The sequence below is a fragment of the Providencia sp. PROV119 genome (assembly GCF_028482435.1).
GTDB lineage: Bacteria > Pseudomonadota > Gammaproteobacteria > Enterobacterales > Enterobacteriaceae > Providencia > Providencia stuartii.
The window spans coordinates 313,465-334,926 of the sequence record NZ_JAMPQL010000002.1 but is presented as its reverse complement, the minus strand read 5'-3'; the positions used below and the strand labels follow the sequence as shown (position 1 = coordinate 334,926).

Sequence of the window (21,462 nt, the reverse complement as noted above, 5' to 3'; positions counted from 1 at the left end):
CGCCATCCGGAGATGGCGTTTGTCATCAATCAACTAAAACTTATTTAAGTTCCAGTTCATTCATTGCGGCAATGCTGAAACCACCATCAACATGTACGACTTCACCAGTAATACCTGCTGCAAGATTTGAGCTTAGGAATGCCGCTGTATTACCCACGTCTTCGATGGTGACTGTACGACGAATTGGCGTTACAGCTTCGCAGTGTGCCAGCATTTTGCGGAAGTCTTTGATACCTGATGCCGCGAGTGTACGGATTGGGCCTGCTGAAACCGCGTTGACACGGATACCTTGAGGACCCATTGCATTTGCCATATAACGAACGTTAGCTTCTAAAGAGGCTTTAGCAAGACCCATTACGTTATAGTTAGGAATAGCGCGCTCAGCACCTAAATAGGTAAGCGTCAGTAAAGAAGCATCTGGGTTTAGCATGTTACGGCATGCTTTTGCCATCGCAACAAAACTGTATGCACTGATATCGTGAGCGATACGGAAACCATCACGTGTTACCGCGTCAACATAATCGCCGTCAAGCTGATCTGCTGGTGCAAAGCCGATTGAGTGGACAAAGCCATCAAATTTAGGCCAGGATTTTCCTAATTCAGCAAACATAGCGTCAATACTTGCATCAACAGCAACATCACACTCAAGAACGATGTTAGAGTTTAAAGATGCAGCAAACTCTTCGACACGAGGTTTTAATTTTTCGTTTTGATAAGTGAACGCCAGTTCAGCGCCTTGTTCATGCATTGCTTTAGCAATACCGTATGCAATTGATAATTTACTGGCAACGCCAGTGATTAGAATGCGTTTGCCGGTTAAAAAACCCATAGCATTATCCTTGTTTATTTTCTATTGAAAACGCGAATATAACAGAAGACACCGTGTCTTGGGTAGTTTTCGCATTTTTTATTGACGAATCGTCGATATCTTACCATGTATTGCATAAAGAAGGGTATTTTGCTGTTCTCCTCGGAGCAGTCAAATATCCTGTCGCCATGCTTCAATGGATAAAGGTTCGCCGAAATGGCTCTCAATCAATCGACGGGTGACATCATGAAGTGGTGACGCTAGCACTTCAGCAGTATTTCCGCGCTCGACGACAACCCCTTTATCCATGACTAACATTTTGTCGCTAATATGCTTCATCATTCCTAAATGCTGCGTGACATAAATGTAAGCAATATCCTGCTTTGCCTGCAACTCCAACATCAGATTGATAATTTGTGAACGCATTGACATATCTAAGGAGGCCAATGCTTCATCCGCAATAATAATTTCAGGCTGTAAAATTAGCGCTCTTGCCAATGCGACACGCTGCTTTTGGCCTGACGCAAGCATATGAGGGTAATATTCTGCATGATCGGCCAATAGACCCACTTGGCGAAGCGTTTGAATAATACGGCGCTCTCGCTCAATACCGGTCAGTTCCGTGTTCAGCTTTAGTGGTAACTCAAGGGTTTGACCAATACGTTGGCGAGGGTTTAGCGAGGTGCTGGGATCTTGGAATATCATACGGATACGCTGGCTACGGTAACTGTAGTCACCATAACTGAGGCGGTGACCGCGGATCATAATCTCGCCTGCGGTCGGCTCCGTGACGCCGGATAACATACGAGCAAGGGTTGATTTCCCAGAACCGTTGGCACCAATAATGGCTAATGTCTGGCCTGCCTGTAAGTTAAAGCTCAATGGTTTCACCGCTTCTAATTCATAACGGCGGAATAGCCCCTCGCGAAAACGAAAAGTTTTGGTGAGATTGCGAACCTCAAGTAACGTTTCCATCAGGATGGTTCCTCCGTATTTAGCGGATAATGACAGGCAAACAGATGGTTTTTGATATTACGTAGAGGTGGAGCCACGATACATGTCCGTTGTGCATAAGGGCAGCGGGGGCCAAGGCGACAGCCAATTGGAAGATGTTCCAGCGATGGGATGGCGCCCGGAAGGGTATTTAATCGGCCTTTATGGGGAATCGGGCTTTCAAAATCAGGTATTGAACGAATCAGTGCTTGTGTATAGGGGTGGCGAGGACGTTGCAAAATATCCTCTGGTGTTGCGCTTTCAACAGTTTGACCACAATAAAGCACGTTAATTCTATCCACGAGTTTTGACATCATTTCCATATCATGGCTGATCAACAAGATAGTCATATTATTGTTTTGATTAAGCTTATCGAGCAGTCGGAAAATTTGTGCTTGGGTAGTGGACTCCATCGCATTGGTTGGCTCATCGGCTATCAATAAACGTGGCTGATTCGCAATTGCAATGGCTATCATGACTTTTTGACATTCACCATCAGTAAGTTCATAAGGGTAGCTACGCATAATGTCTTTATGATCTTTGATCCCCACGCGGTGTAATAATTCGATGGCTCGGCGCTTACGCCAATTAAAACGTTGCCACCAACGACCTTTATAAGTCCAGCCTGGGATAGCCTGTATCAATTGCTTGCCAATATTTTCGGCGGGGTCGAGACAAGATTGCGGCTCTTGGAAAATCATCGAAATATTATGACCGATCAACCGACGACGCTTACGAGGGCTAAGTTTAAGTAAGTCAATATCTTGGAAACGAAAGCGGTCGGCGGTAACGCGGATATTATCTTTGGTGACGCCACAAATGGCTTTGGCAATGAGACTTTTGCCTGAGCCAGACTCACCCACTAAGCCACGGACTTCCCCCTCAGTAAGGGTCATCGAAATACGGTCAACGGCTTTGACTGGGCCGTTGGCTGTCATAAATTCAATGGTCAAATTGCGGATGTCTAACAATGGCATTATTCAACCCCCGCATTGATTGCTCGGTGTAAGCCATCACCGAGTAAATTGACGAATAAGACACTTATCATAATCGCTGCACCGGGCAAAATGACTGACCAAGGGGCAACATAGATAAGCTCTAAACTATCCCCTAACATGGCTCCCCACTCAGAAGAGGGCAACTGTGCACCCAGATCAAGAAAGCCCAGCGCGGCAATATCCAAAATAGCGATAGAAAGTGCTCTCGTCAGCTCTGTTACTAAGATTGGGGTAATGTTAGGTAATACGGTATACCACAAAATAAAAATATTTGATGCGCCGTCAAGCCTAGCAGCAACAATATACTCTTTATCTAGCTCATCGTGAACAGCAACATAAATTGTTCTTACCATGCGAGGGATCAGGGCTAAGCAGATTGCGAGCATAGCATTTTGTAAACTCGCGCCCATGAATGCAACCACGATAATGGCAAGTAACAAAGACGGGATGGATAACAATGTATCAAGTATATGGTTGAAAACCGCTGACTTTAAGCCCCGTGTCATCCCTGCTAGACAGCCTAATATCAGGCCTATTAGAGTGGCAATAAAAGTGATTAATAATGCCGCGCCGAACGTCGATTTTGTGCCCAAAATGAGGCGGCTTAGGATATCCCTGCCGAGGTCGTCAGTACCTAGGAAAAAGGCGACATTACCATAGTGAGACCAAGAAGGCGGTAATAATTGGTAACCTAAGAATTGCTGATCGATGGTATAGGGCGCGATATAAGGGCCAATAAAAGAGAGCGCCAATAAAAATAGCACGCCATAGAAACCGATCATCGAGAGAATATCAGATGAAAAAATATTCCAGACAACCCGCGTAGGGGAAGGCATCTTCTGTTCACGATAAAAATTATCTGAGGACATACCAATCCTTATGTTTTAACGGATCCATCATTGCCCCTAAAATATCAGACAGTACGTTAACGGTAATCACTAAGGCCCCAATCAACATGACGCCAGCAGAAATAGCAGAGTAGTCTTGTTGGCGGATGGCAGTGACTAACCAACGCCCCAGTCCTGGCCAGTTAAATACCAATTCGGTCACCATGGTCAGTGTTAACATGGTAGAGAATTGTAGGCCTAATTTAGGGATAATTGGCGGGATCGCATTGTGGAAAATATGACGACGGATAATGGTAAGTCGTGATAACCCACGCGTTGCAGCCGCTTTAATGTAATTTTCACTGGCTATCTCTTCAGTACTATTTCGAACTAAACGAATGACCTCGGTAGTCGGAGCCAGAGCCAGTGTTAATACAGGTAAAATCATATGTTCGAGTACGTTTATGATCATTTGTTGGCGATAAGGTGAGTCGGAAAGCCAAGCATCAATTAATGCAAAACCTGTAACAGATTTTAGATTATAGAGAAGATCAATACGCCCAGACACTGGCAGCCAGCCTAATCGTAGTGAGAAAAACAGTGTCAAGACTAACGCTAACACAAAGACGGGTACAGAAAAGCCAAGTAATGCAAAGGTGCTGATTGCAATATCTGCGGGTTTATTTCGCCAAAAGGCGGCAATCATCCCTAAAGGAATACCGACGATCAGGGCAAACATAAAGGCTAAAATACACAATTCCATTGTTGCAGGGAACGTGTCTTTTAATTGCTCTGTAATGGGTTCGCCATTAATACTGGAAACGCCAAAATCAAAGTGGAGTAGACCATCGAAATAAAATAGATAAGCATCAATAAGCGATGCGCCGCTTAAAGGCGCATTAGACGTGAAATAGCTGAGGCTAAAGCTCACCAAAGAGAGAAAAAAAACGGTGACTAACAGCAAAAGTAAACGACGCAGCGAATAGATGATCATGGTTACTGTTCCTGTTTATGACCTGTTTTTTGGCTATTTTCATTCATATCTCTGTACACGCCTGCAAATGAAGTATTACCAAATGCACTGATCACGAGGCCCTTCATATCAAAGCGATAGGCTTGCAAACGTAAAGAGTAAGCGAGAGGTAAAACAGGCAAATCATCGCTCAGTAGCTGTTGGGCTTGATGATAGTAATTAATACGGGCGGCAAGTTGCTCCGTTAACAGTGCTTTATGCAGTATTTCGTCAAAAGCAGGGCTGCACCAATGACTTAGGTTGGTTTGAGAAGCTATCGCGGCACAACTCAGCAAAGGACGGAAGAAACTGTCTGGGTCGTTACTGTCGGTCGCCCAACCCGCTAAAGTCATATCATGGGAGCGATCCATTAATTGGTTCTCTTGAAAACGGCCTTCGACAGAGCGAATATTCATGATAATGCCTACTTGCGCCAAATCAGCTTGGATAAGCTCAGCCATTTTTAATGGGCTAGGGTTATACGATTGTGATGAAACAGGCACCCAAAGGTCAAGTTGCAAGTTTTCAAGTCCTAGCTCTTGTAACATTTTTTTGGCTAACTCGGGGTTATAATCAGTCACTTTGGCTTGATTATCATAGGCCCAAGAAGCTCGAGGCAAAATCGAAGCGGCAGTTTCTGCTGTGCCGTAGTAGATAGATTGCATCAAGCGATCATTATTAATGGCATAAGCGATGGCTTGGCGCACTTTGAGTTGGTCCAAAGGGGGCTTGCTGGTATTGAAAGCCAAATATGCGATATTCATGCCTGAACGCATTGATAGGCGTAGACGTGGGTCATCACGTAACACTGACAATTGGCTGGCGGCAGGGTAAGCCAACACATCGCATTCGCCAGTAAGCAATTTTGAGATTCTCCCCGTACCGCCAGCGCCCATATCAATAACCACCTCTTTCATGCGAGGTTCACCCTTCCAGTAGTTATCATTACGAAACAGACGGACAAATTGGCCTGCTTGATAGTCATCAAGGCGAAATGGTCCGGTGCCGACAGGGCGCCAATCAATCATCTCTTGGCGATTAATTTGAGCGAGGTGATCGGCATATTCAGCCGATAAAATAGGCGCATAGTGGGTCGCTAAGTGCCATAGAAAAGAAGCATCAGGGGCATTCAGACGGAATTCAACCGTATAATCATTTAATTTACGAATACTTTGTACGCTATTGGCAAATTGCAAACTATCAAAATAGGGGTAGTGACCGCCATTAATGTAGTGATAAGGATGATTAACTTCAAACATGCGAGCGAAGCTAAAAACAACATCATCGGCATTCATATTACGTGTTGGAGTAAACCACGGTGTTTGTTGAAATTTGACATCTTTACGCAGTGTTAATCGATAAGTTGCGCCATTATCCAGTACCTCCCAGCGTGACGCCACTTCCGGAATTAACCGATAGGTAAAAGGGTCAACATCTAGCAGGCGATCATAAATTTGCGCTGCCAAGGGGTCGACAATTAGGCCACTACTGACTAACTGGGGATTGAAAGTGGTAACAATGCCATTAACACAATAGATAAAACCGTTTTGACGGATGTTTTTGGGAACATCATTCGCCGCAGTATCCTGATATGACACATCGTTAGCCTGAGCGACCAGTGAAAAAGTAAATAGAAGCCAAAGAATTATTAAGCGCATAGCACTGATATCGTTAACCTTAAATATCCTATTGTAGCGTAAAAAGGGGCTGACAGGATATAAGCAAAAATAGTGTTTATTTTTAGGACAAGCAGGGCCGTCATGAATAGAAAACAGTCTGAAAAAGGAAAATAATATTATTAAAATTCATCTAATTATAATTAAATGAGAAAAAATCTCATTAAACCGCTTTACAAATGGTACTGATAACTATTATCATTCGCTTTGCCTCCTAAGCAAAAAGCTTGTGGTCAGGCATGACATTGCTCACATTGCTTCCAGTGTTTTTTTATAGCCAGCATGGGTGCTGGCTTTTTTTTATCTCAAAATAGATAGATTATACATATCAAAACGGATAAGGGTCGGCTAGTGTATTAACCCAACGGCTTGTAAATCCTTTTCTTCAACATTGCCTTGTAAAGTACACATAATTTTAACCGTGTTATTTTCCTTGTTGGCTTCGATAAAAAACAGTTTTTCAGCGGAATCACCAACAGGGATCAGGCCGCTAACTGGCGTGAGGTTTTTTTGCCAAGGTTCAGAAATCGCATTTCGCATTTTTGAATTGGCGACAAAATAGCCAGCCCCTTCAATCAGGGGGATGTGCTGAGATAAATGTTGAATGACATCTTGTTCTGGCATGGATGTTTCAAACCCCCAGTAATAAAACCTTCCCCCAATCCGGTTATTAGAAATTTCTTTATAACGCTCAAGATCAATAGCAATGGCGATAAAGTGGGTAAGTTCTAAACCATCTTTAGTGGTGTATTGCAAAGGAATATTAATGCCTGATTGACTAAATAATTCAGCGATAGTGATATTTTGGGGGATCATTGCGAATTCTTGGTTATGTTTTATCTCTTCAAAAAAACGACTATCGCATGCAGAAAGTGCTTTTATAATACCGATTGCATGTGCAGAGTAAGTGCAACTTATCAATAAAGAGAATAAAATCATTTTTTTTATGATAGCCATTTTATACCCTCAAAAATATAGCCATAAACAGTGACAAAACGGTCAATGACAAGTAACGTATAAAATAAAAATTAAGTGATTAGCTTTCGTAATGTTAATTAAATTAAACTCAGTTAACTTGATAGCTTTACTTGCAGTTTATTTCACACTTATTAGATGTACGTATATTTACTAATCGAGATGTTAGCCATTTATCCTTTAATGTAATAGTAGAGTGATATATGAAGATTAACAATATTTAAAAAATCACATCGGCTATTTTAGTTCGGTCATTATTTATCTACTCAATTATGTTGTACACTACAAATAAAAATATACGTTCTTACTCCCCCTACGAATAATACTATTAATAGGGAGAAAAGATAGTTTATGGATTAATCACTCATTAATTGCAAATGTAGCTACTATTGCCGAGAAATAGCATTTAAGTGCTGTTAAAGACAATCATGCCATGTTCAGTCAGCTTCGTTTTGACGTTGACTGAAACGGATATTTAACACCATAAGAGATAAATAACAGAGCTTTTAATTTATTTTAGTATCATATCGATTTAATTATTAGTTGATAAATTATCAAGATTAATTTGATGTTTTTTAATTAACCCACGTAACTGATCATAACTTAGAGATAACCGCTGAGCGGCTTTACGCTGATTAAATTGGCTCTGTTGTAAAGCTTGCTCAAGTAATTGTTTTTCACTTTGCTGCTGCCAAAGGCGTAAATCACATGGCAAAGAGGGTAATGATATTTTTTGCTCTGGTATCTTTTCAGGGTTTGAGAGGGTGGCGAGTTTCTCACCAAAAGGGTCAAAAATAATTGTTTCAACAGGCGCATCATTATCTTTATGCCGATAAACGGAACGCTCAACCACATTTTTTAATTCACGAATATTACCCGGCCACGGATATTGCTCTAACGCTTGCTGTGCTTTTGGACTAAAGCCGCTGAAATATGGGCGTTTGAGTTCACCACACATTGCGATGGCAAAATGTTCGGCTAAGAGCATGATATCGGACACACGCTCACGTAAAGGTGGAATACGGATCACTTCAAAGGCTAACCTATCGAGTAGATCTGCCCGAAAGCGGCCCTCTTTTGCCAATTCAGTTAAATTTGCATTTGTCGCACACACTAAACGCACGTTGACTTTCAGAGATTGACTGCCACCAACACGTTCAAGTTCGCCATATTCAATAACACGAAGAAGCTTTTCTTGTACGGACATAGGCGCAGTAGCAAGTTCATCGAGGAACAGCGTGCCTTTATCTGCCCGTTCGAAACGACCTTGATGGCGTTTTTGAGCGCCCGTAAATGAGCCTGCTTCGTGGCCAAATAATTCAGAATCTAGCAAATTCTCATTGAGTCCACTGCAATTTAGGGAGATAAAGGGTTCTTGCCAACGAGGAGAAAGGTAGTGTAGGCGATCGGCAATTAGCTCTTTACCTGTACCGCGCTCACCAATGACTAATATGGGTTTATTTAGTTGAGCCAGTTCAGACGTCCGTTCAAGTACATCTAAAAAGTTAGATGAGTTACCAATAATTGTATCATTAGTGTTTTTCATGGTTATTTTTACCAATAGTTGGTTTTGTTGGCCTATTTAAAATATAGTCTAGATTGACGCTAATGAATACAAAAATAATTTATTGGTTATAATTCAAATTGTTATGTATTTTTATGAAAGTTGGCACGCTGATTGCACTAAATTAATCGTAATAGAAGGAATGTCCTTGTCACAACGTTATGTGGCGGATGAAAACAGTTAAACGGAGCATCACGTATTGGTTGGAAGCCAAAATCGGGTTGAGGCTCTACTGAATGATAAAATCCATCAAGAGGAAATAAATAATGGGTATTTTTTCACGTTTTGCCGATATCATTAATGCAAATATCGCATCTTTGCTGGACAAAGCAGAGGATCCGCAAAAAATGATCCGCCTGATGATTCAGGAAATGGAAGACATGCTAGTTGAAATCCGTTCGACATCGGCTCGTACTTTAGCGGAGAAAAAAGGTTTAGAGCGTCGTATCGAAATGGGCGAAAAGCAAGTCGCTGATTGGCAAGAAAAAGCGGAATTGGCTCTTGTGAAAGATAAAGAAGATCTTGCGCGTGCCGCATTGATTGAAAAGCAAAAAGTCAACTCAATGGTTGATACCTTAAAACATGAGCTTATTATTGTTGAAGAGACGCTAACGCGCTTGAAAGGTGAAATCACTGAGCTTGAAAATAAATTGCAAGAAACGCGCGCTAAACAGCAATCCATGATGGTGCGTTTAGAAGCGGCACAATCTAGCCGTAATGTTCGTCGTCAACTCGATAGTGGTAAGTTAGACGAAGCAATGGCACGTTTTGAGCAGTTCGAACGCCGTATTGACCATATGGAAGGTGAAGCTCAGAGCTACGGTATTGGTAAACAAAAATCATTGGAACAACAATTTGCTGAATTGAAAGCAGATGATGAAATTAGTGAACAATTAGCGGCATTAAAGGCTAAAATCAACACTAATAAAGAACAGTAATTTTGTAATCCCTAAACCTTAGCGTAGCGAATGGCTGCGCTAGGGAAGCGGATACCACCATTTGATATAAGGAAATGTGATGGGCTATGTTTTTCTGTCTCTCGTACTGATTGTTTTTCTCATTTTTATTCTGCCGTTTTGGTTGTGGTTACACTACAACAAACAGAATAACAGGCAGGGGAGCCAGCTAACAGAAAATGAAATCCAACGTTTAACTCAGCTTGCAGAGCAGACACAACGTATGCAACAGCGCATTAAAACGTTGGAAGATATTCTGGATGCGGAACATCCTAATTGGAGGCAAAAATAATGACCGATTTTCGCAATCGCCAATTATATCGATTAACTGACCGTCGTGTTTTTGGCGGAGTGTGTGCCGGTATCGCACAATTTTTTGATTTACCGGTTGCCTTAGTCAGGGTGATTGCCATATTGGCACTCTTTATGAGCTTCGGGTTAACACTGGTCTTATATATCGTCATGTGTTTTGTGCTACCTAAAGCTCCAAGTGGTTATCAAGGTCAAGATGTTAGTGTTGAAGTTTCCAAACTATTTAATGAAATTGATGCACAGTTAAAATCAGGTGAACTACGCTTACGCCAAATAGAGCGCTATGTCACCTCAGATACCTATACCGTTAATAGTAAGTTTCGTCATTTATAATTAATGTGCGCCCTCACATTTCGGGGAATAAGACTTTTGTTTTATTCCCTAAAATGTCTATCCAACGCTTAAATTCATGCGGTGGCACTATGCAAACGAATATTAAACGTAAACTCAAACAACAAGCCAAAAAACAAGCACTCAGTAAAGGGTTGAAGATAGTTGCAACACTTGCCATAACTTATGGACCAGGAGGTATTCTTGGTAAAATACTCAAAATAGTAGGCAGTAAGTGGGTCATCGGTTATTTAACAAAACGGATAGTAAAATAATCGTATAAAATACAGTGGTTATTGATTGAACCGTATAAAAACAAATTGCACTCAACAAATTAGTGATGCTGAATTTATGCTAAATTAGGCATCAATAATATTTGAGCGAGTGGGAGAAATATGAAACGGCTGCAAAATGAATTGACGGATTTGGTGAATCGTAGTGTCGATCGCCATGTTAGGCTCGCCGTAACTGGGCTGAGTCGTAGTGGAAAGACAGCATTTATTACTTCTCTTGTAAATCAGCTATTAAATGTAAATAGTGGTGCGCGTTTACCGCTATTTTCAGCCGCACGAGATAACCGTTTACTGGGTGTAAAACGGATACCGCAACGCGATTTTTCGATCCAGCGCTTTACGTATGATGAAGGGATCGCACAATTATATGGTCATCCCCCTCAATGGCCAACGCCGACACGCGGTGTCAGTGAAATACGCTTGAAATTACATTATCGCTCAGAAGACTCATTTTTTCGTCATTTTGTTGATAACTCTTCTTTATATCTGGAAATTATCGATTATCCAGGGGAATGGTTACTCGACCTTCCTATGCTTGATCAAAGCTACTTAGAATGGTCTTCTCAAATGAAGACCTTACAAAAAGGGGAGCGAGGTAAGCTTGCGCAAGCATGGTTAACATTATGTGAGTCATGTGACCCACTCGCACCCGCCGATGAAAATTTACTCGCGGCAATTTCCACGGCCTACACCACGTATTTAGAAGAGTGTAAAGCGCAAGGCCAACATTTTATTCAACCCGGACGTTTTGTACTTCCAGGGGAGCTTGCTGGAGCGCCAGCATTACAGTTTTTTCCATGGCCGAATATCGAAAAATATGGTGAGAAAAAACTGGCGCAAGCCGATAAGCATACCAACATTGGTATGCTACAGCGTCGCTATCAATATTACTGTGAGAATGTTGTAAAAGGCTTTTATAAAGACCATTTTCAACGGTTTGATCGGCAAATTGTTCTGGTGGACTGTTTACAACCTTTAAACAGTGGTCCGGACGCATTTAACGATATGCGCATGGCTCTGACACAGCTAATGCGTAGCTTCCATTATGGTAAACGAACGCTACTAAGACGTATGTTTTCCCCCTGCATAGATAAGCTGCTATTTGCTGCAAGTAAGTCTGACCATGTCACGCCAGATCAACATGCCAACCTAGTGTCGTTATTACAGCAGTTGGTCCAAGAGGCTTGGCAAAACGCAGCATTCGAAGGAATTAGCATGGATTGTATTGGTCTTGCGTCTATCCAAGCCACAGAGAGTGGTATTGTTGATTATCAAGGTGAAAAGCTGCCAGCATTAAAAGGGGAACGTTTGAGCGATGGTCAATTGATGACATTCTATCCAGGGGAGGTTCCAAAAAGGCTTCCGAGTGAAGTCTTTTGGCAAAAGCAGCGGTTTGAGTTTGAAAACTTCCGTCCTCGGCAAACACCGTTAGATCAGCCGTTACCTCATATTCGGATGGACAGTGCACTGGAGTTCTTGTTGGGAGATAAATTGAAATGAATGAACCAATCAAACAACGAGTTGATTTTTCCGAAGAAGATATAGCAGCAGAGGCTGAAAAACTCAGAAAAGCACGCCACTTTGATCCGCAAGAGCAACATAAATTTACGCCCGTAGAAATTGAGGCCGAGCAAGATGAGCAAGAAGGTGAGGTTGAAAGTTTAATTAACGAAGCGCTTAAGCCTAAAAGGAGTTTCTGGCGTAGGCTAGTCGGAACGGCAGTTGGGATTTTTGCGGTGAGTGTGATGGCTCAGTTAGGTATCTGGATCCACACGTCATGGGTCACGCAAGATTGGACTGCATTGGGTACAGCAGCCGCAGGAGGACTAATTGTCGTTGCAGGTGTCGGATCAATTGCCACAGAATGGCGGCGTCTATATCGCTTAAAAGAGCGGGCTCAAGAGCGTGATATTGCAAGGGAATTGCTACACAGCCATGGCATGGGGCAAGGGAAAGTTTTTTGTGAAAAACTGGCAAAACAGTCGGCACTTTCGGAGCAGCATCCCGCAGTGCAACGTTGGCAGGCTACGATACAGGAAACACACAATGACCGTGAAATGGTTGAGTTGTATAGCAAATTAGTTCAGCCGATTCTTGATGAACAAGCACGTAAAGAGATCAGCCGCTCGTCGGCCGAGTCTGCTCTGATGATTGCGGTTAGCCCACTTGCCATTGTTGATATGGCATTTATTGCATGGAGAAATATTCGTTTAATTAATAGAATTGCTGCAATTTACGGCATTGAATTAGGGTATTACAGCCGCATTCGACTCTTTCGAATGGTATTAATTAACATTGCTTTTGCCGGAGCGTCAGAGCTGATCCGTGAAGTGGGTATGGACTGGTTATCGCAAGATATTACGGCTCGTTTATCTACTCGTGCCGCACAAGGCATTGGTGCAGGGCTATTAACCGCCAGATTAGGGATTAAAGCGATGGAGTTGTGTCGCCCATTGCCGTGGATTGATGATAAACCGCGTTTAGCTGATTTCCGAGGGCAACTGCTGAGCCAAATAAAAAATGCGGTTCCGAGCAAAAAAGACGCTAAATAAAAGTCTCATCGCTGGCAGGTGTGATTGACAGTAAAGTACACTTGCCAGCCTAAAAACAGAAAGTGGTTATCTCTACAACCATCCCTGATTATTACTTGTTGTCGTAATAGCAATTTTTGCCATTTTCCCACGTTGTAAATTATTAGTGTCAACAATATGTGACACATGTGCTGTATTCTTACCGTAAATCAAGCTAAAATATTAGATCTATATTGTTTCTGCTAAAGGTTTTTATCCATGCGCCTCGAAGTGACTTGCCAAGACCGTATCGGTCTAACTCGTGAATTGCTTGATTTATTGGTCCTACAGAATATTGATCTTAAAGGCATTGAAATATCGGCGCAGAGACGGATATACCTCAATTTTACGCCTGTTGATTTTCAGGTGTTTAGCACGTTAATGGCAGAAATTCGTCGTATTAATGGCGTAATTGATGTACGTCGTATCTTTTTCATGCCGTCTGAGCGGGAGCATAAGGCGGTGTGGGCGCTATTAAACTCATTCCCTGAACCAGTTTTATCCATCGATAATAAACTAAACATTGAATTGGTTAACCCAATGTCATTACAAATTTTTGGCGTGGATGAAACCAAGATAAAACAAAAGACTTTCTCGCAACTGGTTAGTAACCATGGTTTACAACGTTGGTTTGAGCGAGAAGAGCCTGAGCCTTATACGGAAAGAGTAACCGTAAAAGGAAATGACTATTTAATGCAAGTCACGCCAATCATCTTAGCGGATGAAAATGGCAAGTCACACTGTACTGGTGCTGTTTTATTACTAAAATCAATAGCGATATTAGAAAAACAGCGCAAGCAAATTGTGGGTGCAGATGTGGATGGTTTTGACCTTATCGTTGCCAGTAGCCCCGCCATGTCACATGTTGTCGAACGTGCTAAACGTATCGCAATGTTAGATGAGCCTTTATTGTTAGTTGGGGAAACGGGAACAGGTAAAGATATGCTAGCCAAAGCGTGTCATTTGCATAGTGCACGCGGTAGTGCGCCATTTTTAGGGCTGAATTGTGCTTCAATGCCTGATGATGTGGTCGAAAGTGAATTGTTTGGTTATGCAGCAGGGGCATATCCGAATGCCTTAGATGGGAAAAAAGGGTTCTTTGAACAGGCAAACGGTGGCACGGTATTATTGGATGAAATTGCGGAAATGTCACCGCAAATGCAGATAAAACTATTGCGTTTTCTGAATGATGGAACATTTAGGCGCGTCGGTGAAGAGCGAGAAGTGAAAGTGGATGTGCGGGTCATTTGTGCCACACAAAAGAACCTGCCAGAGCTCGTTGCACAGAAAAAATTTAGGGAAGATTTATATTATCGCTTAAATGTTTTGAGCTTAACTATTCCTCCTTTACGTGAAAGACAAGAAGATATCTTGCCGCTAACCGAAGTTTTTGTCGCGAATTTTTCTAAAGAGTTAAATATCCCTAAACCTCGATTAGCACCTTCCTTAGTTGATTATCTAAGCCGCTATTATTGGCCTGGTAATGTAAGGCAGTTACGAAATGCCATTTATCAAGGCTTAACTCAATTAGAAGGGGATGTCCTCAATTCACATGATATTGATTTGCCAGAAATAGACAATTTACCAACGGTGGCTGTTGACTCTTTAAATGGTTCGTTAGATGAAATAACAAAACGTTATGAGGCATCGGTACTCGCACGTTTATATCGTGATTATCCAAGTACACGGAAGTTGGCAAAACGCCTTGACGTTTCCCATACCGCGATTGCGAATAAGTTACGCGAATATGGATTGAGCCAGAAAAAAGAGCAAGAATAACTTTTTTTGATGAGAAATGTGATCGTTGGCGATGATTTCATCACTGCGGGTATCTTTTAGCACAAAAAGCAAACTATACTGAGAATAACTGGATATTCATTTGAAAAACGTTAAAGCTGTATTTTGATTGATGATAACCGATATCGCAAGGCCGCCCGTGTGCCTGCAAGGAGTTGCTATGGATCAATTCGCTCTTAACTTTATTGTGAATACAAAACTACGTGAGTATCTCAATCAACGTCATTATAAAAATGATATGTTTGAGTCAGCGGCCTCGGCTGCTGAGTTATATTTGATGAATAGAGCGGCAGCCCGCTATTTAGAAAAACGCCATCGTTTCACATGGGAAGCCCTTGTTAAAAATGGCAATAAACCCCGTGATCTTATTATTGATATCCTCACATCCTCATGCCCCGCAAATAAAGAGCAGGCAATGAAAATCCTCAGTTGTTGTTCTCACTCGTTAGTCAATATGATGAGCGAAAATAAACTGTTTGCGAGTTTAGTGAATGCTAAACAGGGCAAGCCACTGAATTGGCTCTATGTGGAATAGTTGATGGGAATAAGCAGCCAGTTTTTAGGCTGGCTGCTATTGAGGATTACTTCAATGCAGCAAGTGCTTTGTCATAATCAGGTTCTTCAGTGATCTCTGGAACTAACTGGCTATAAATCACTTTATCATTCTCGTCTAATACGACAACAGAACGTGCTGTTAACCCTTTTAGTGGGCCACTCGTCATCGCAACGCCATAGTTTTTGGCAAACTCAGGGTGACGGAAAGTAGAAAGAGTGACAACGTTGTCTAAACCTTCTGCGCCACAAAAACGTGCTTGTGCAAAAGGCAAGTCAGCAGAAATACACAGGACAACAGTATTGTTGAGGTCATTGGCGAGTTGGTTAAATTTGCGTACAGATGCAGCACAAACGCCAGTATCAACACTTGGGAAGATGTTCAGAACTTTACGTTTACCTTTGTAACTTTCCAATGTTGCTTCAGAAAGGTCTTTAGTCACTAAGGTAAATGCTTTTGCTTGATGGCCAGGCTGTAAAAATACACCATCAACGGTGACTTCATTACCTTTTAACTTGACGGACTGTGACATATTATTTTCTCCCATATATGAGCAAGTTTGTGAAACTACGAATATTATTATTGATGAGCTTGCTAGCGACCAAGCTAGCACTAGATGAATTCAATAGCAACATAACACAACCAATTTGCTTTGATTGCTAATTAAGTGCTTATCTCATTATTTTAAATCAAGTGATTTTCCATGGGGAAAGCACAATACCTAGAAAGGGTTAAAGTGGTGAGAAAAGAGTCTGTCATCGGAAACAGATTAGAGCAGAGTATATAGATTTTTAAACAATGAAAGAATATGATGCCTAAAGGGTTCTTGGTCGTTTTGTGAAGCCATCAACCTCTAGCTAAGATATTTTATTAGTCATAATATGTAGAATATCTTTTATATTTGCTTAGCTGATTTTTCGGTCTCGTAGCACGAAATTGTCAGTTAACCTTATTTGCTAATACGACAGAATCCCAAAATGCATAAACGCTCACTTTCATCTTTAGCTATTATTTTTACAGCGATGTTTACCGCTGCTCCTGCTGTTTCGGCTGTTATTCCTGCTGGTACAGTACTGGCAGAAAAGCAAGTGGTGACCCGTCATCTAAAAGATGAACCGGCATCCTTAGATCCGATAAAGTCTGTTGGGCTGACTGAAGCTCAGGTTATGCGTGATTTATTCGAAGGGTTGGTTAATCAAGATAGTCATGGGAAACCTATCCCCGGCGTTGCGCAAAGTTGGAGCACGACGGATAATAAAACGTGGATGTTTAAGCTACGTCCTGATGCGCGTTGGTCAAATGGTGACCCTGTGACAGCCGACGATTTTGTATATAGCTGGCGTCGGTTAGTTATGCCTGAAAATACCTCACCGTTTGCGTGGTTTGGTGCCCTTGCTGGTATTAATAATGCACAACAAATTATTGATGGGAAATTACCTGCCGATCAACTGGGGGTAGAAGCCATTGACAAACGAACCCTTAAAATTACGCTTGATAAGCCAATTCCTTATTTCCCATCCTTAACGGCTAACTTTAGCTTATTCCCTGTTCATGCTAAGACGGTCGAAAAATATGGTGCGGATTGGATTAAAGTTGGTAATTTAGTGGGTAATGGTGCATTTATATTATCGGATAGAATGGTTAATGAAAAAATTGTGTTAACACCAAATCCATTCTACTGGGATCATGCAAATACTGTGATCACAAAAGTGACTTTTGTTCCTATCAACCAAGAGTCAAATGCAACAAATCGCTATTTAGCGGGGGATTTGGATATTACAGAATCTTTCCCTAAACAACGTTATCAAAAATTACTGGCAGATATTCCTAATGAGGTTTTCACACCTGACCAATTAGGTACTTATTACTATGCATTTAATACACAAAGAGCGCCAACTAACGATGCTCGAGTGCGTAAAGCCTTATCAATGACGATTGATCGTAATTTGATTGCTAAAAAAGTATTAGGTACAGGGGAAAAGCCAGCAAATCGTTTTACGCCAGACGTGACAGCCGGATTCAAACCGCAAAAAGGGATGTATGATAATGCTTCCCAAAAAGAGTTAGATGAAAAGGCAAAAGCGCTATTGCATTCAGCAGGCTATGGGCCTAATAACCCGTTAAGATTGGTTCTTCTGTATAATAGTTCGGAAAATCACCAAAAAATTGCTATTGCTGTGGCTTCAATGTGGAAGAAAAAATTGGGAGCTGAAGTTAAGCTAGTCAACCAAGAATGGAAAACCTATATTGACAGCCGCAATACGGGGAACTTTGACGTCATTAGGGCATCTTGGATAGGTGATTTTAATGAACCCTCTACCTTCTTATCGTTATTAACCGCTCAACATAGTGGCAATATCCCCAAATTTAATAGCAAAAGATATGATGAGGTGATGGCTTCGGCGAGTATTGAGACAAACGAAGAGTTGCGTAACCGTTATTATAATCAAGCGGAAGAAATAATCGCTCAAGAAGCACCGATTGCCCCAATATATCAGTATACGAATGGGCGTTTGATTAAGCCATGGTTAAAAGGGTATCCAATAGAAAACCCTGAAGATGTGGCATACAGCCATAGTTTTTATATTATTGAACACTAACGCCATACGCAGCCTATACATTTTTATATGGGCTGTTTTTTTGGGTGTAAAAAAGAAAAAGCTCCTTCCGCTGGAGAGACAGAAGGAGGACCAAAAAAGGAATAAACACTACAAAGTGAATACTAATGTAGTCCGATGTTAATTTATTGTTCTTTTGTGGCAAAGTAATGTTGGTATTTAGCAAAAATGGCGGTTGCAAAACAAATCGTTCGCTTTTACTGACTATACTTTCATTTGAACGCATTATTCTTACGTATTATCTGATAGCTGTCTGTTAATTAAACAAAATTTTATATATTACGTCGAATAAGCGAAGAGAATATACTCGCTTTGATGTGCCATATTAATATAGGCGTTAGGCTGGATAGTAGGGACTTGCGAATTTTGTTATGACTACCATGATGAATAGATAATAAGCAGGTATGGTGAAAATACGGAGAATAATAAATATTCTAAATGTGATTTAACAGTACCATACTGATATTTCAAGCTTTGGTAGGGCTTATTTGAGATAAGCTAATAAGCAAAAATAGGCGTTATTCAACCTATATTTTATGTTACCTATATATTCAATCTAATCTAAGATATTTCTTATATTATCGATACGATAAAACCGTGAATTGGGCCAACGCTATTTTTCACCTTGATATTTCCGGCATATTCCCTCTATGCTATAACGATAACTGGCTTAAAAGGAAGGAGATAACGGCATGGCGTTGATTTATGGCTCATTATTTCAGAGTTCAAACCCTGTACATGCATTCCAATTAAATGGAGAGGGTGGATTTATTCCCCTTGATGTTAACGCGAGTGCCACTCAACAATCTCCTTTTTGGCTACATTATGATTATAAAAATCGAGAAAGTGAGCAATGGATCCAAAACTCAGAGCTGTTTAGCGAACAAGTTAAAGCCGCGCTTTGTGGCCATGCAGGTCGTTGGCGAATTTTGAGAGTTGGCGATGGCATTTTATTAACATTGCAAACGTTGAACACTAATGCAGGCCAGCGCCCTGAACAGCTAGTCGCTTTCCGTGTTTTTATTAACAGTCGATTGATTATTTCAAGTCGCCATAGAAAAGTAAATTCGCTCGATTCAGTTATTATTGACTTACAAGAAGGGGTTGGTGCGCAAAGTACCGGAGATTGGCTGGTGGAAGTTGCGGATGCGATTACTGATGAAATCAGCGATTTTACCGATACTTTACATGAACGTTTAATTGGGATGGAAGATACCATTTTGAATGGTGAAATCCCTGAGCGCGGTGAACTTGCGTTATTACGCAAACAAATTATTGTGATACGTCGCTATATGGCACCACAGCGGGATATGTTGGCGCGTTTGGCGACAGAAAAGCTATTATGGATTGATGATACCGATAGGCGGCGGTTGCAGGAAATTTCCGATCGTTTAGGGCGTTGTATTGAGGATTTGGATGGTTTTGTTTCGCGTACAGCAATTATGTCTGATGAAATCACCAATATGATGACCGAAATGATGAACCGTCGTATTTATACGATGTCACTACTTGCGATGATTTTTTTACCAACAACTTTTTTAACAGGGTTATTTGGGGTCAATTTAGCAGGTATTCCTGGCAGTGAATTTAGGTTTGCATTCAGCGTATTTTGTCTCTTATTGGCGGTATTAATTGGTACTGTTTTTTGGTGGTTGAGAAAAAGCCGTTGGCTTTAAAAAGAAAGTTATCTGTGTTAACCCACCCTTGTTTGAGATAAATCAATAAAAGGTACGTTGATTTGGGGCACTATTAATTCCGCAGGTGAATGCAACGTTGAGCGATGAACGTTGTGCTCCATAATTGTAGTTTTTCTCATATTGAGTTCTTGTACAGAATAATTGACCACTGTAATGCCGATGTATATTGCATCGGCTTTTTTTTATTCTAAATTTACCTTCAATCCATTCACATTGTAGAGAATGCAAAACGGATATTTGTTGGGGTAGCGACATTCAGGTGCGCAGCATGATACAAATAAGCATCTTGCCACCTTCATACAAAGTGATGGTGGCAATGGCGTTATTTCACCTCAATAACATTCAGGCGTTCCGCAGTAAATTCAGGTCTATCGTCATCATCAATTTGGTGTTGTGTGGGGATTTCTTCTCGATCAAATGCTAAATCGCCACCATTGATGACGGTATCGCCATGAGCGACATTTTTAAAATCAAACAACTCAGTATCACATAAGTGAGAGGGAACGACATTTTGAGTGGCTCTGAACATCGTTTCAATACGACCTGGGTAGCGTTTATCCCAATCACGTAGCAGATCTTTAATTACTTGACGCTGTAAATTAGGTTGTGAACCACAAAGATTACACGGAATAATTGGAAATTCTTTTGCTTGGGCGTAACGCTCAATATCTTTTTCTCGGCAATAAGCTAAAGGGCGGATCACAATATGTTTACCGTCATCGCTCATTAATTTAGGTGGCATACCTTTTAGTTTTCCACCGTAAAACATATTTAGAAAAAGAGTTTGTAAGATATCGTCGCGATGGTGGCCTAGTGCGATTTTAGTTGCGCCTAATTCTGTTGCGGTACGATATAAAATGCCTCTACGTAAACGGGAGCATAGTGAGCATGTTGTTTTCCCTTCTGGGATTTTCTCTTTTACAATCCCATAGGTATTCTCTTCAACAATCTTGTACTCGATTCCGAGGTTTTCAAGGTATTCGGGGAGAATATGCTCGGGGAAACCGGGTTGTTTTTGATCTAAGTTAACAGCAACCAACGAGAAAGAGATCGGTGCACTTTTTTGCAGGCTTTGCAAAATAGAAAGTAGGGTATAACTGTCTTTACCACCAGATAGGCAGACCATAATCCGATCGCCATCTTCAATCATGTTGAAGTCGGCAATGGCTTGCCCTACATCGCGGCGCAATTTTTTTTGTAGCTTGTTAAAGTTATATTGTTCTTTCTGTGCGTTCATTTTCTACTGTTCTGTATCGTTGCTGATTATTGTTTAATTCAATGATTTTTAAGTTTTTTGTTTTTAATTGTCCTCATGGCCTATCATCTTGCTGTATCTTTTGTATAAGAAATAAGGCGCTTTATGGATGCGGGCAATAAACTCACTAACAAAAAACTTAAGGCAATCCTCGGTAAGGAAATTGCTAAGCCAGCCATAATAGCAGATGGACGAGGTCTTTCGATACAGGTAAGTCAAAATTGATCC

20 protein-coding genes are annotated in these 21,462 nt (G+C 41.2%); 10 read left to right on the top strand and 10 right to left on the bottom strand.

The window, feature by feature from the left end; all coding sequences use genetic code 11:
* Positions 1-40: 40 nt before the first annotated feature.
* The 8 genes from fabI to pspF all read right to left on the bottom strand — a co-directional run bounded on the left by fabI (position 41) and on the right by pspF (position 8,835).
* Positions 41-829 (bottom strand): enoyl-ACP reductase FabI, encoded by a 789-nt coding sequence (fabI, locus tag PSF11_RS03865; RefSeq protein WP_004919224.1) that lies wholly within the window; start codon positions 827-829, stop codon positions 41-43.
* 150 nt (positions 830-979) lie between these two features.
* Entirely contained in the window at positions 980-1,783 is an 804-nt protein-coding gene (gene sapF / locus PSF11_RS03860; RefSeq protein WP_004919225.1) for a putrescine export ABC transporter ATP-binding protein SapF, read from the bottom strand.
* Complete coding sequence (gene sapD, locus PSF11_RS03855; RefSeq protein WP_004919228.1) at positions 1,783-2,778, bottom strand: putrescine export ABC transporter ATP-binding protein SapD; 996 nt, start codon at positions 2,776-2,778, stop codon at positions 1,783-1,785. The genes sapF and sapD overlap by 1 nt, the downstream gene beginning before the upstream one ends.
* A complete protein-coding gene (sapC, locus tag PSF11_RS03850; protein WP_004919231.1) occupies positions 2,778-3,668 on the bottom strand; it encodes a putrescine export ABC transporter permease SapC in 891 nt (296 codons plus the stop codon). The genes sapD and sapC overlap by 1 nt, the downstream gene beginning before the upstream one ends.
* Entirely contained in the window at positions 3,655-4,620 is a 966-nt protein-coding gene (sapB, locus tag PSF11_RS03845; RefSeq protein ID WP_272682738.1) for a putrescine export ABC transporter permease SapB, read from the bottom strand. Before sapB ends, sapC begins: the two co-directional genes overlap by 14 nt.
* A gap of 2 nt (positions 4,621-4,622) precedes the next feature.
* Positions 4,623-6,296: an ABC transporter substrate-binding protein SapA gene (gene sapA / locus PSF11_RS03840; protein ID WP_072502221.1), complete on the bottom strand. Its 1,674-nt coding sequence runs from the start codon at positions 6,294-6,296 to the stop codon at positions 4,623-4,625.
* Between the two features lie 366 nt (positions 6,297-6,662).
* Positions 6,663-7,271: a hypothetical protein gene (locus PSF11_RS03835; RefSeq protein ID WP_004919238.1), complete on the bottom strand. Its 609-nt coding sequence runs from the start codon at positions 7,269-7,271 to the stop codon at positions 6,663-6,665.
* A 550-nt stretch (positions 7,272-7,821) separates the two neighbouring features.
* Positions 7,822-8,835, bottom strand: coding sequence for a phage shock protein operon transcriptional activator (gene pspF / locus PSF11_RS03830; protein WP_072502222.1), 1,014 nt, complete (start codon positions 8,833-8,835; stop codon positions 7,822-7,824).
* Positions 8,836-9,119: 284 nt separating this feature from the next.
* On the opposite strand from pspF, the gene pspA reads away from it, so the two are divergent.
* The 8 genes from pspA (at position 9,120) to PSF11_RS03790 (ending at position 15,646) form a co-directional block, all read left to right on the top strand.
* Entirely contained in the window at positions 9,120-9,791 is a 672-nt protein-coding gene (pspA, locus tag PSF11_RS03825) for a phage shock protein PspA (RefSeq protein ID WP_004919242.1), read from the top strand.
* 79 nt (positions 9,792-9,870) lie between these two features.
* Complete coding sequence (pspB, locus tag PSF11_RS03820) at positions 9,871-10,101, top strand: envelope stress response membrane protein PspB (protein WP_004919244.1); 231 nt, start codon at positions 9,871-9,873, stop codon at positions 10,099-10,101.
* Positions 10,101-10,454: an envelope stress response membrane protein PspC gene (gene pspC / locus PSF11_RS03815; RefSeq protein WP_014658236.1), complete on the top strand. Its 354-nt coding sequence runs from the start codon at positions 10,101-10,103 to the stop codon at positions 10,452-10,454. The genes pspB and pspC overlap by 1 nt, the downstream gene beginning before the upstream one ends.
* An 89-nt stretch (positions 10,455-10,543) precedes the next feature.
* Positions 10,544-10,726: a hypothetical protein gene (locus PSF11_RS03810; protein ID WP_004919249.1), complete on the top strand. Its 183-nt coding sequence runs from the start codon at positions 10,544-10,546 to the stop codon at positions 10,724-10,726.
* Positions 10,727-10,846: 120 nt separating this feature from the next.
* Positions 10,847-12,244, top strand: coding sequence for a YcjX family protein (locus PSF11_RS03805; protein ID WP_004919250.1), 1,398 nt, complete (start codon positions 10,847-10,849; stop codon positions 12,242-12,244).
* A complete protein-coding gene (locus tag PSF11_RS03800) occupies positions 12,241-13,296 on the top strand; it encodes a YcjF family protein (protein ID WP_072502223.1) in 1,056 nt (351 codons plus the stop codon). The genes PSF11_RS03805 and PSF11_RS03800 overlap by 4 nt, the downstream gene beginning before the upstream one ends.
* Positions 13,297-13,533: 237 nt before the next feature.
* Positions 13,534-15,093: a transcriptional regulator TyrR gene (gene tyrR / locus PSF11_RS03795; protein WP_014658237.1), complete on the top strand. Its 1,560-nt coding sequence runs from the start codon at positions 13,534-13,536 to the stop codon at positions 15,091-15,093.
* Positions 15,094-15,271: 178 nt separating this feature from the next.
* Positions 15,272-15,646, top strand: coding sequence for a hypothetical protein (locus tag PSF11_RS03790; protein ID WP_014658238.1), 375 nt, complete (start codon positions 15,272-15,274; stop codon positions 15,644-15,646).
* A 46-nt stretch (positions 15,647-15,692) separates the two neighbouring features.
* Here PSF11_RS03790 and tpx read toward each other — a convergent pair whose 3' ends face one another.
* Complete coding sequence (gene tpx, locus PSF11_RS03785; RefSeq protein WP_014658239.1) at positions 15,693-16,196, bottom strand: thiol peroxidase; 504 nt, start codon at positions 16,194-16,196, stop codon at positions 15,693-15,695.
* Positions 16,197-16,641: 445 nt separating this feature from the next.
* Between tpx and PSF11_RS03780 the strand changes: the two genes are divergently transcribed.
* Complete coding sequence (locus PSF11_RS03780; protein ID WP_072502224.1) at positions 16,642-18,264, top strand: peptide ABC transporter substrate-binding protein; 1,623 nt, start codon at positions 16,642-16,644, stop codon at positions 18,262-18,264.
* A 710-nt stretch (positions 18,265-18,974) separates the two neighbouring features.
* Positions 18,975-19,958, top strand: a complete 984-nt coding sequence (gene zntB, locus PSF11_RS03775; protein WP_004919264.1) for a zinc transporter ZntB — start codon at positions 18,975-18,977, stop codon at positions 19,956-19,958.
* A gap of 343 nt (positions 19,959-20,301) precedes the next feature.
* Here zntB and ttcA read toward each other — a convergent pair whose 3' ends face one another.
* Complete coding sequence (gene ttcA / locus PSF11_RS03770; RefSeq protein ID WP_004919267.1) at positions 20,302-21,216, bottom strand: tRNA 2-thiocytidine(32) synthetase TtcA; 915 nt, start codon at positions 21,214-21,216, stop codon at positions 20,302-20,304.
* Positions 21,217-21,462: the final 246 nt, after the last annotated feature.

Bases quoted from the DNA above. Each gene is read 5' to 3' on its own strand.
- tpx (WP_014658239.1), bottom strand. From the start codon at position 16,196: ATGTCACAGTCCGTCAAGTTAAAAGGTAATGAAGTCACCGTTGATGGT.
- pspB (WP_004919244.1), top strand. From the start codon at position 9,871: ATGGGCTATGTTTTTCTGTCTCTCGTACTGATTGTTTTTCTCATTTTT.
- sapD (WP_004919228.1), bottom strand. From the start codon at position 2,778: ATGCCATTGTTAGACATCCGCAATTTGACCATTGAATTTATGACAGCC.
- PSF11_RS03800 (WP_072502223.1), top strand. From the start codon at position 12,241: ATGAATGAACCAATCAAACAACGAGTTGATTTTTCCGAAGAAGATATA.
- PSF11_RS03780 (WP_072502224.1), top strand. From the start codon at position 16,642: ATGCATAAACGCTCACTTTCATCTTTAGCTATTATTTTTACAGCGATG.
- fabI (WP_004919224.1), bottom strand. From the start codon at position 829: ATGGGTTTTTTAACCGGCAAACGCATTCTAATCACTGGCGTTGCCAGT.
- zntB (WP_004919264.1), top strand. From the start codon at position 18,975: ATGGCGTTGATTTATGGCTCATTATTTCAGAGTTCAAACCCTGTACAT.
- PSF11_RS03790 (WP_014658238.1), top strand. From the start codon at position 15,272: ATGGATCAATTCGCTCTTAACTTTATTGTGAATACAAAACTACGTGAG.
- PSF11_RS03810 (WP_004919249.1), top strand. From the start codon at position 10,544: ATGCAAACGAATATTAAACGTAAACTCAAACAACAAGCCAAAAAACAA.
- sapB (WP_272682738.1), bottom strand. From the start codon at position 4,620: ATGATCATCTATTCGCTGCGTCGTTTACTTTTGCTGTTAGTCACCGTT.
- pspA (WP_004919242.1), top strand. From the start codon at position 9,120: ATGGGTATTTTTTCACGTTTTGCCGATATCATTAATGCAAATATCGCA.
- sapF (WP_004919225.1), bottom strand. From the start codon at position 1,783: ATGGAAACGTTACTTGAGGTTCGCAATCTCACCAAAACTTTTCGTTTT.
- PSF11_RS03805 (WP_004919250.1), top strand. From the start codon at position 10,847: ATGAAACGGCTGCAAAATGAATTGACGGATTTGGTGAATCGTAGTGTC.
- sapC (WP_004919231.1), bottom strand. From the start codon at position 3,668: ATGTCCTCAGATAATTTTTATCGTGAACAGAAGATGCCTTCCCCTACG.
- sapA (WP_072502221.1), bottom strand. From the start codon at position 6,296: ATGCGCTTAATAATTCTTTGGCTTCTATTTACTTTTTCACTGGTCGCT.
- pspC (WP_014658236.1), top strand. From the start codon at position 10,101: ATGACCGATTTTCGCAATCGCCAATTATATCGATTAACTGACCGTCGT.
- tyrR (WP_014658237.1), top strand. From the start codon at position 13,534: ATGCGCCTCGAAGTGACTTGCCAAGACCGTATCGGTCTAACTCGTGAA.
- ttcA (WP_004919267.1), bottom strand. From the start codon at position 21,216: ATGAACGCACAGAAAGAACAATATAACTTTAACAAGCTACAAAAAAAA.
- PSF11_RS03835 (WP_004919238.1), bottom strand. From the start codon at position 7,271: ATGGCTATCATAAAAAAAATGATTTTATTCTCTTTATTGATAAGTTGC.
- pspF (WP_072502222.1), bottom strand. From the start codon at position 8,835: ATGAAAAACACTAATGATACAATTATTGGTAACTCATCTAACTTTTTA.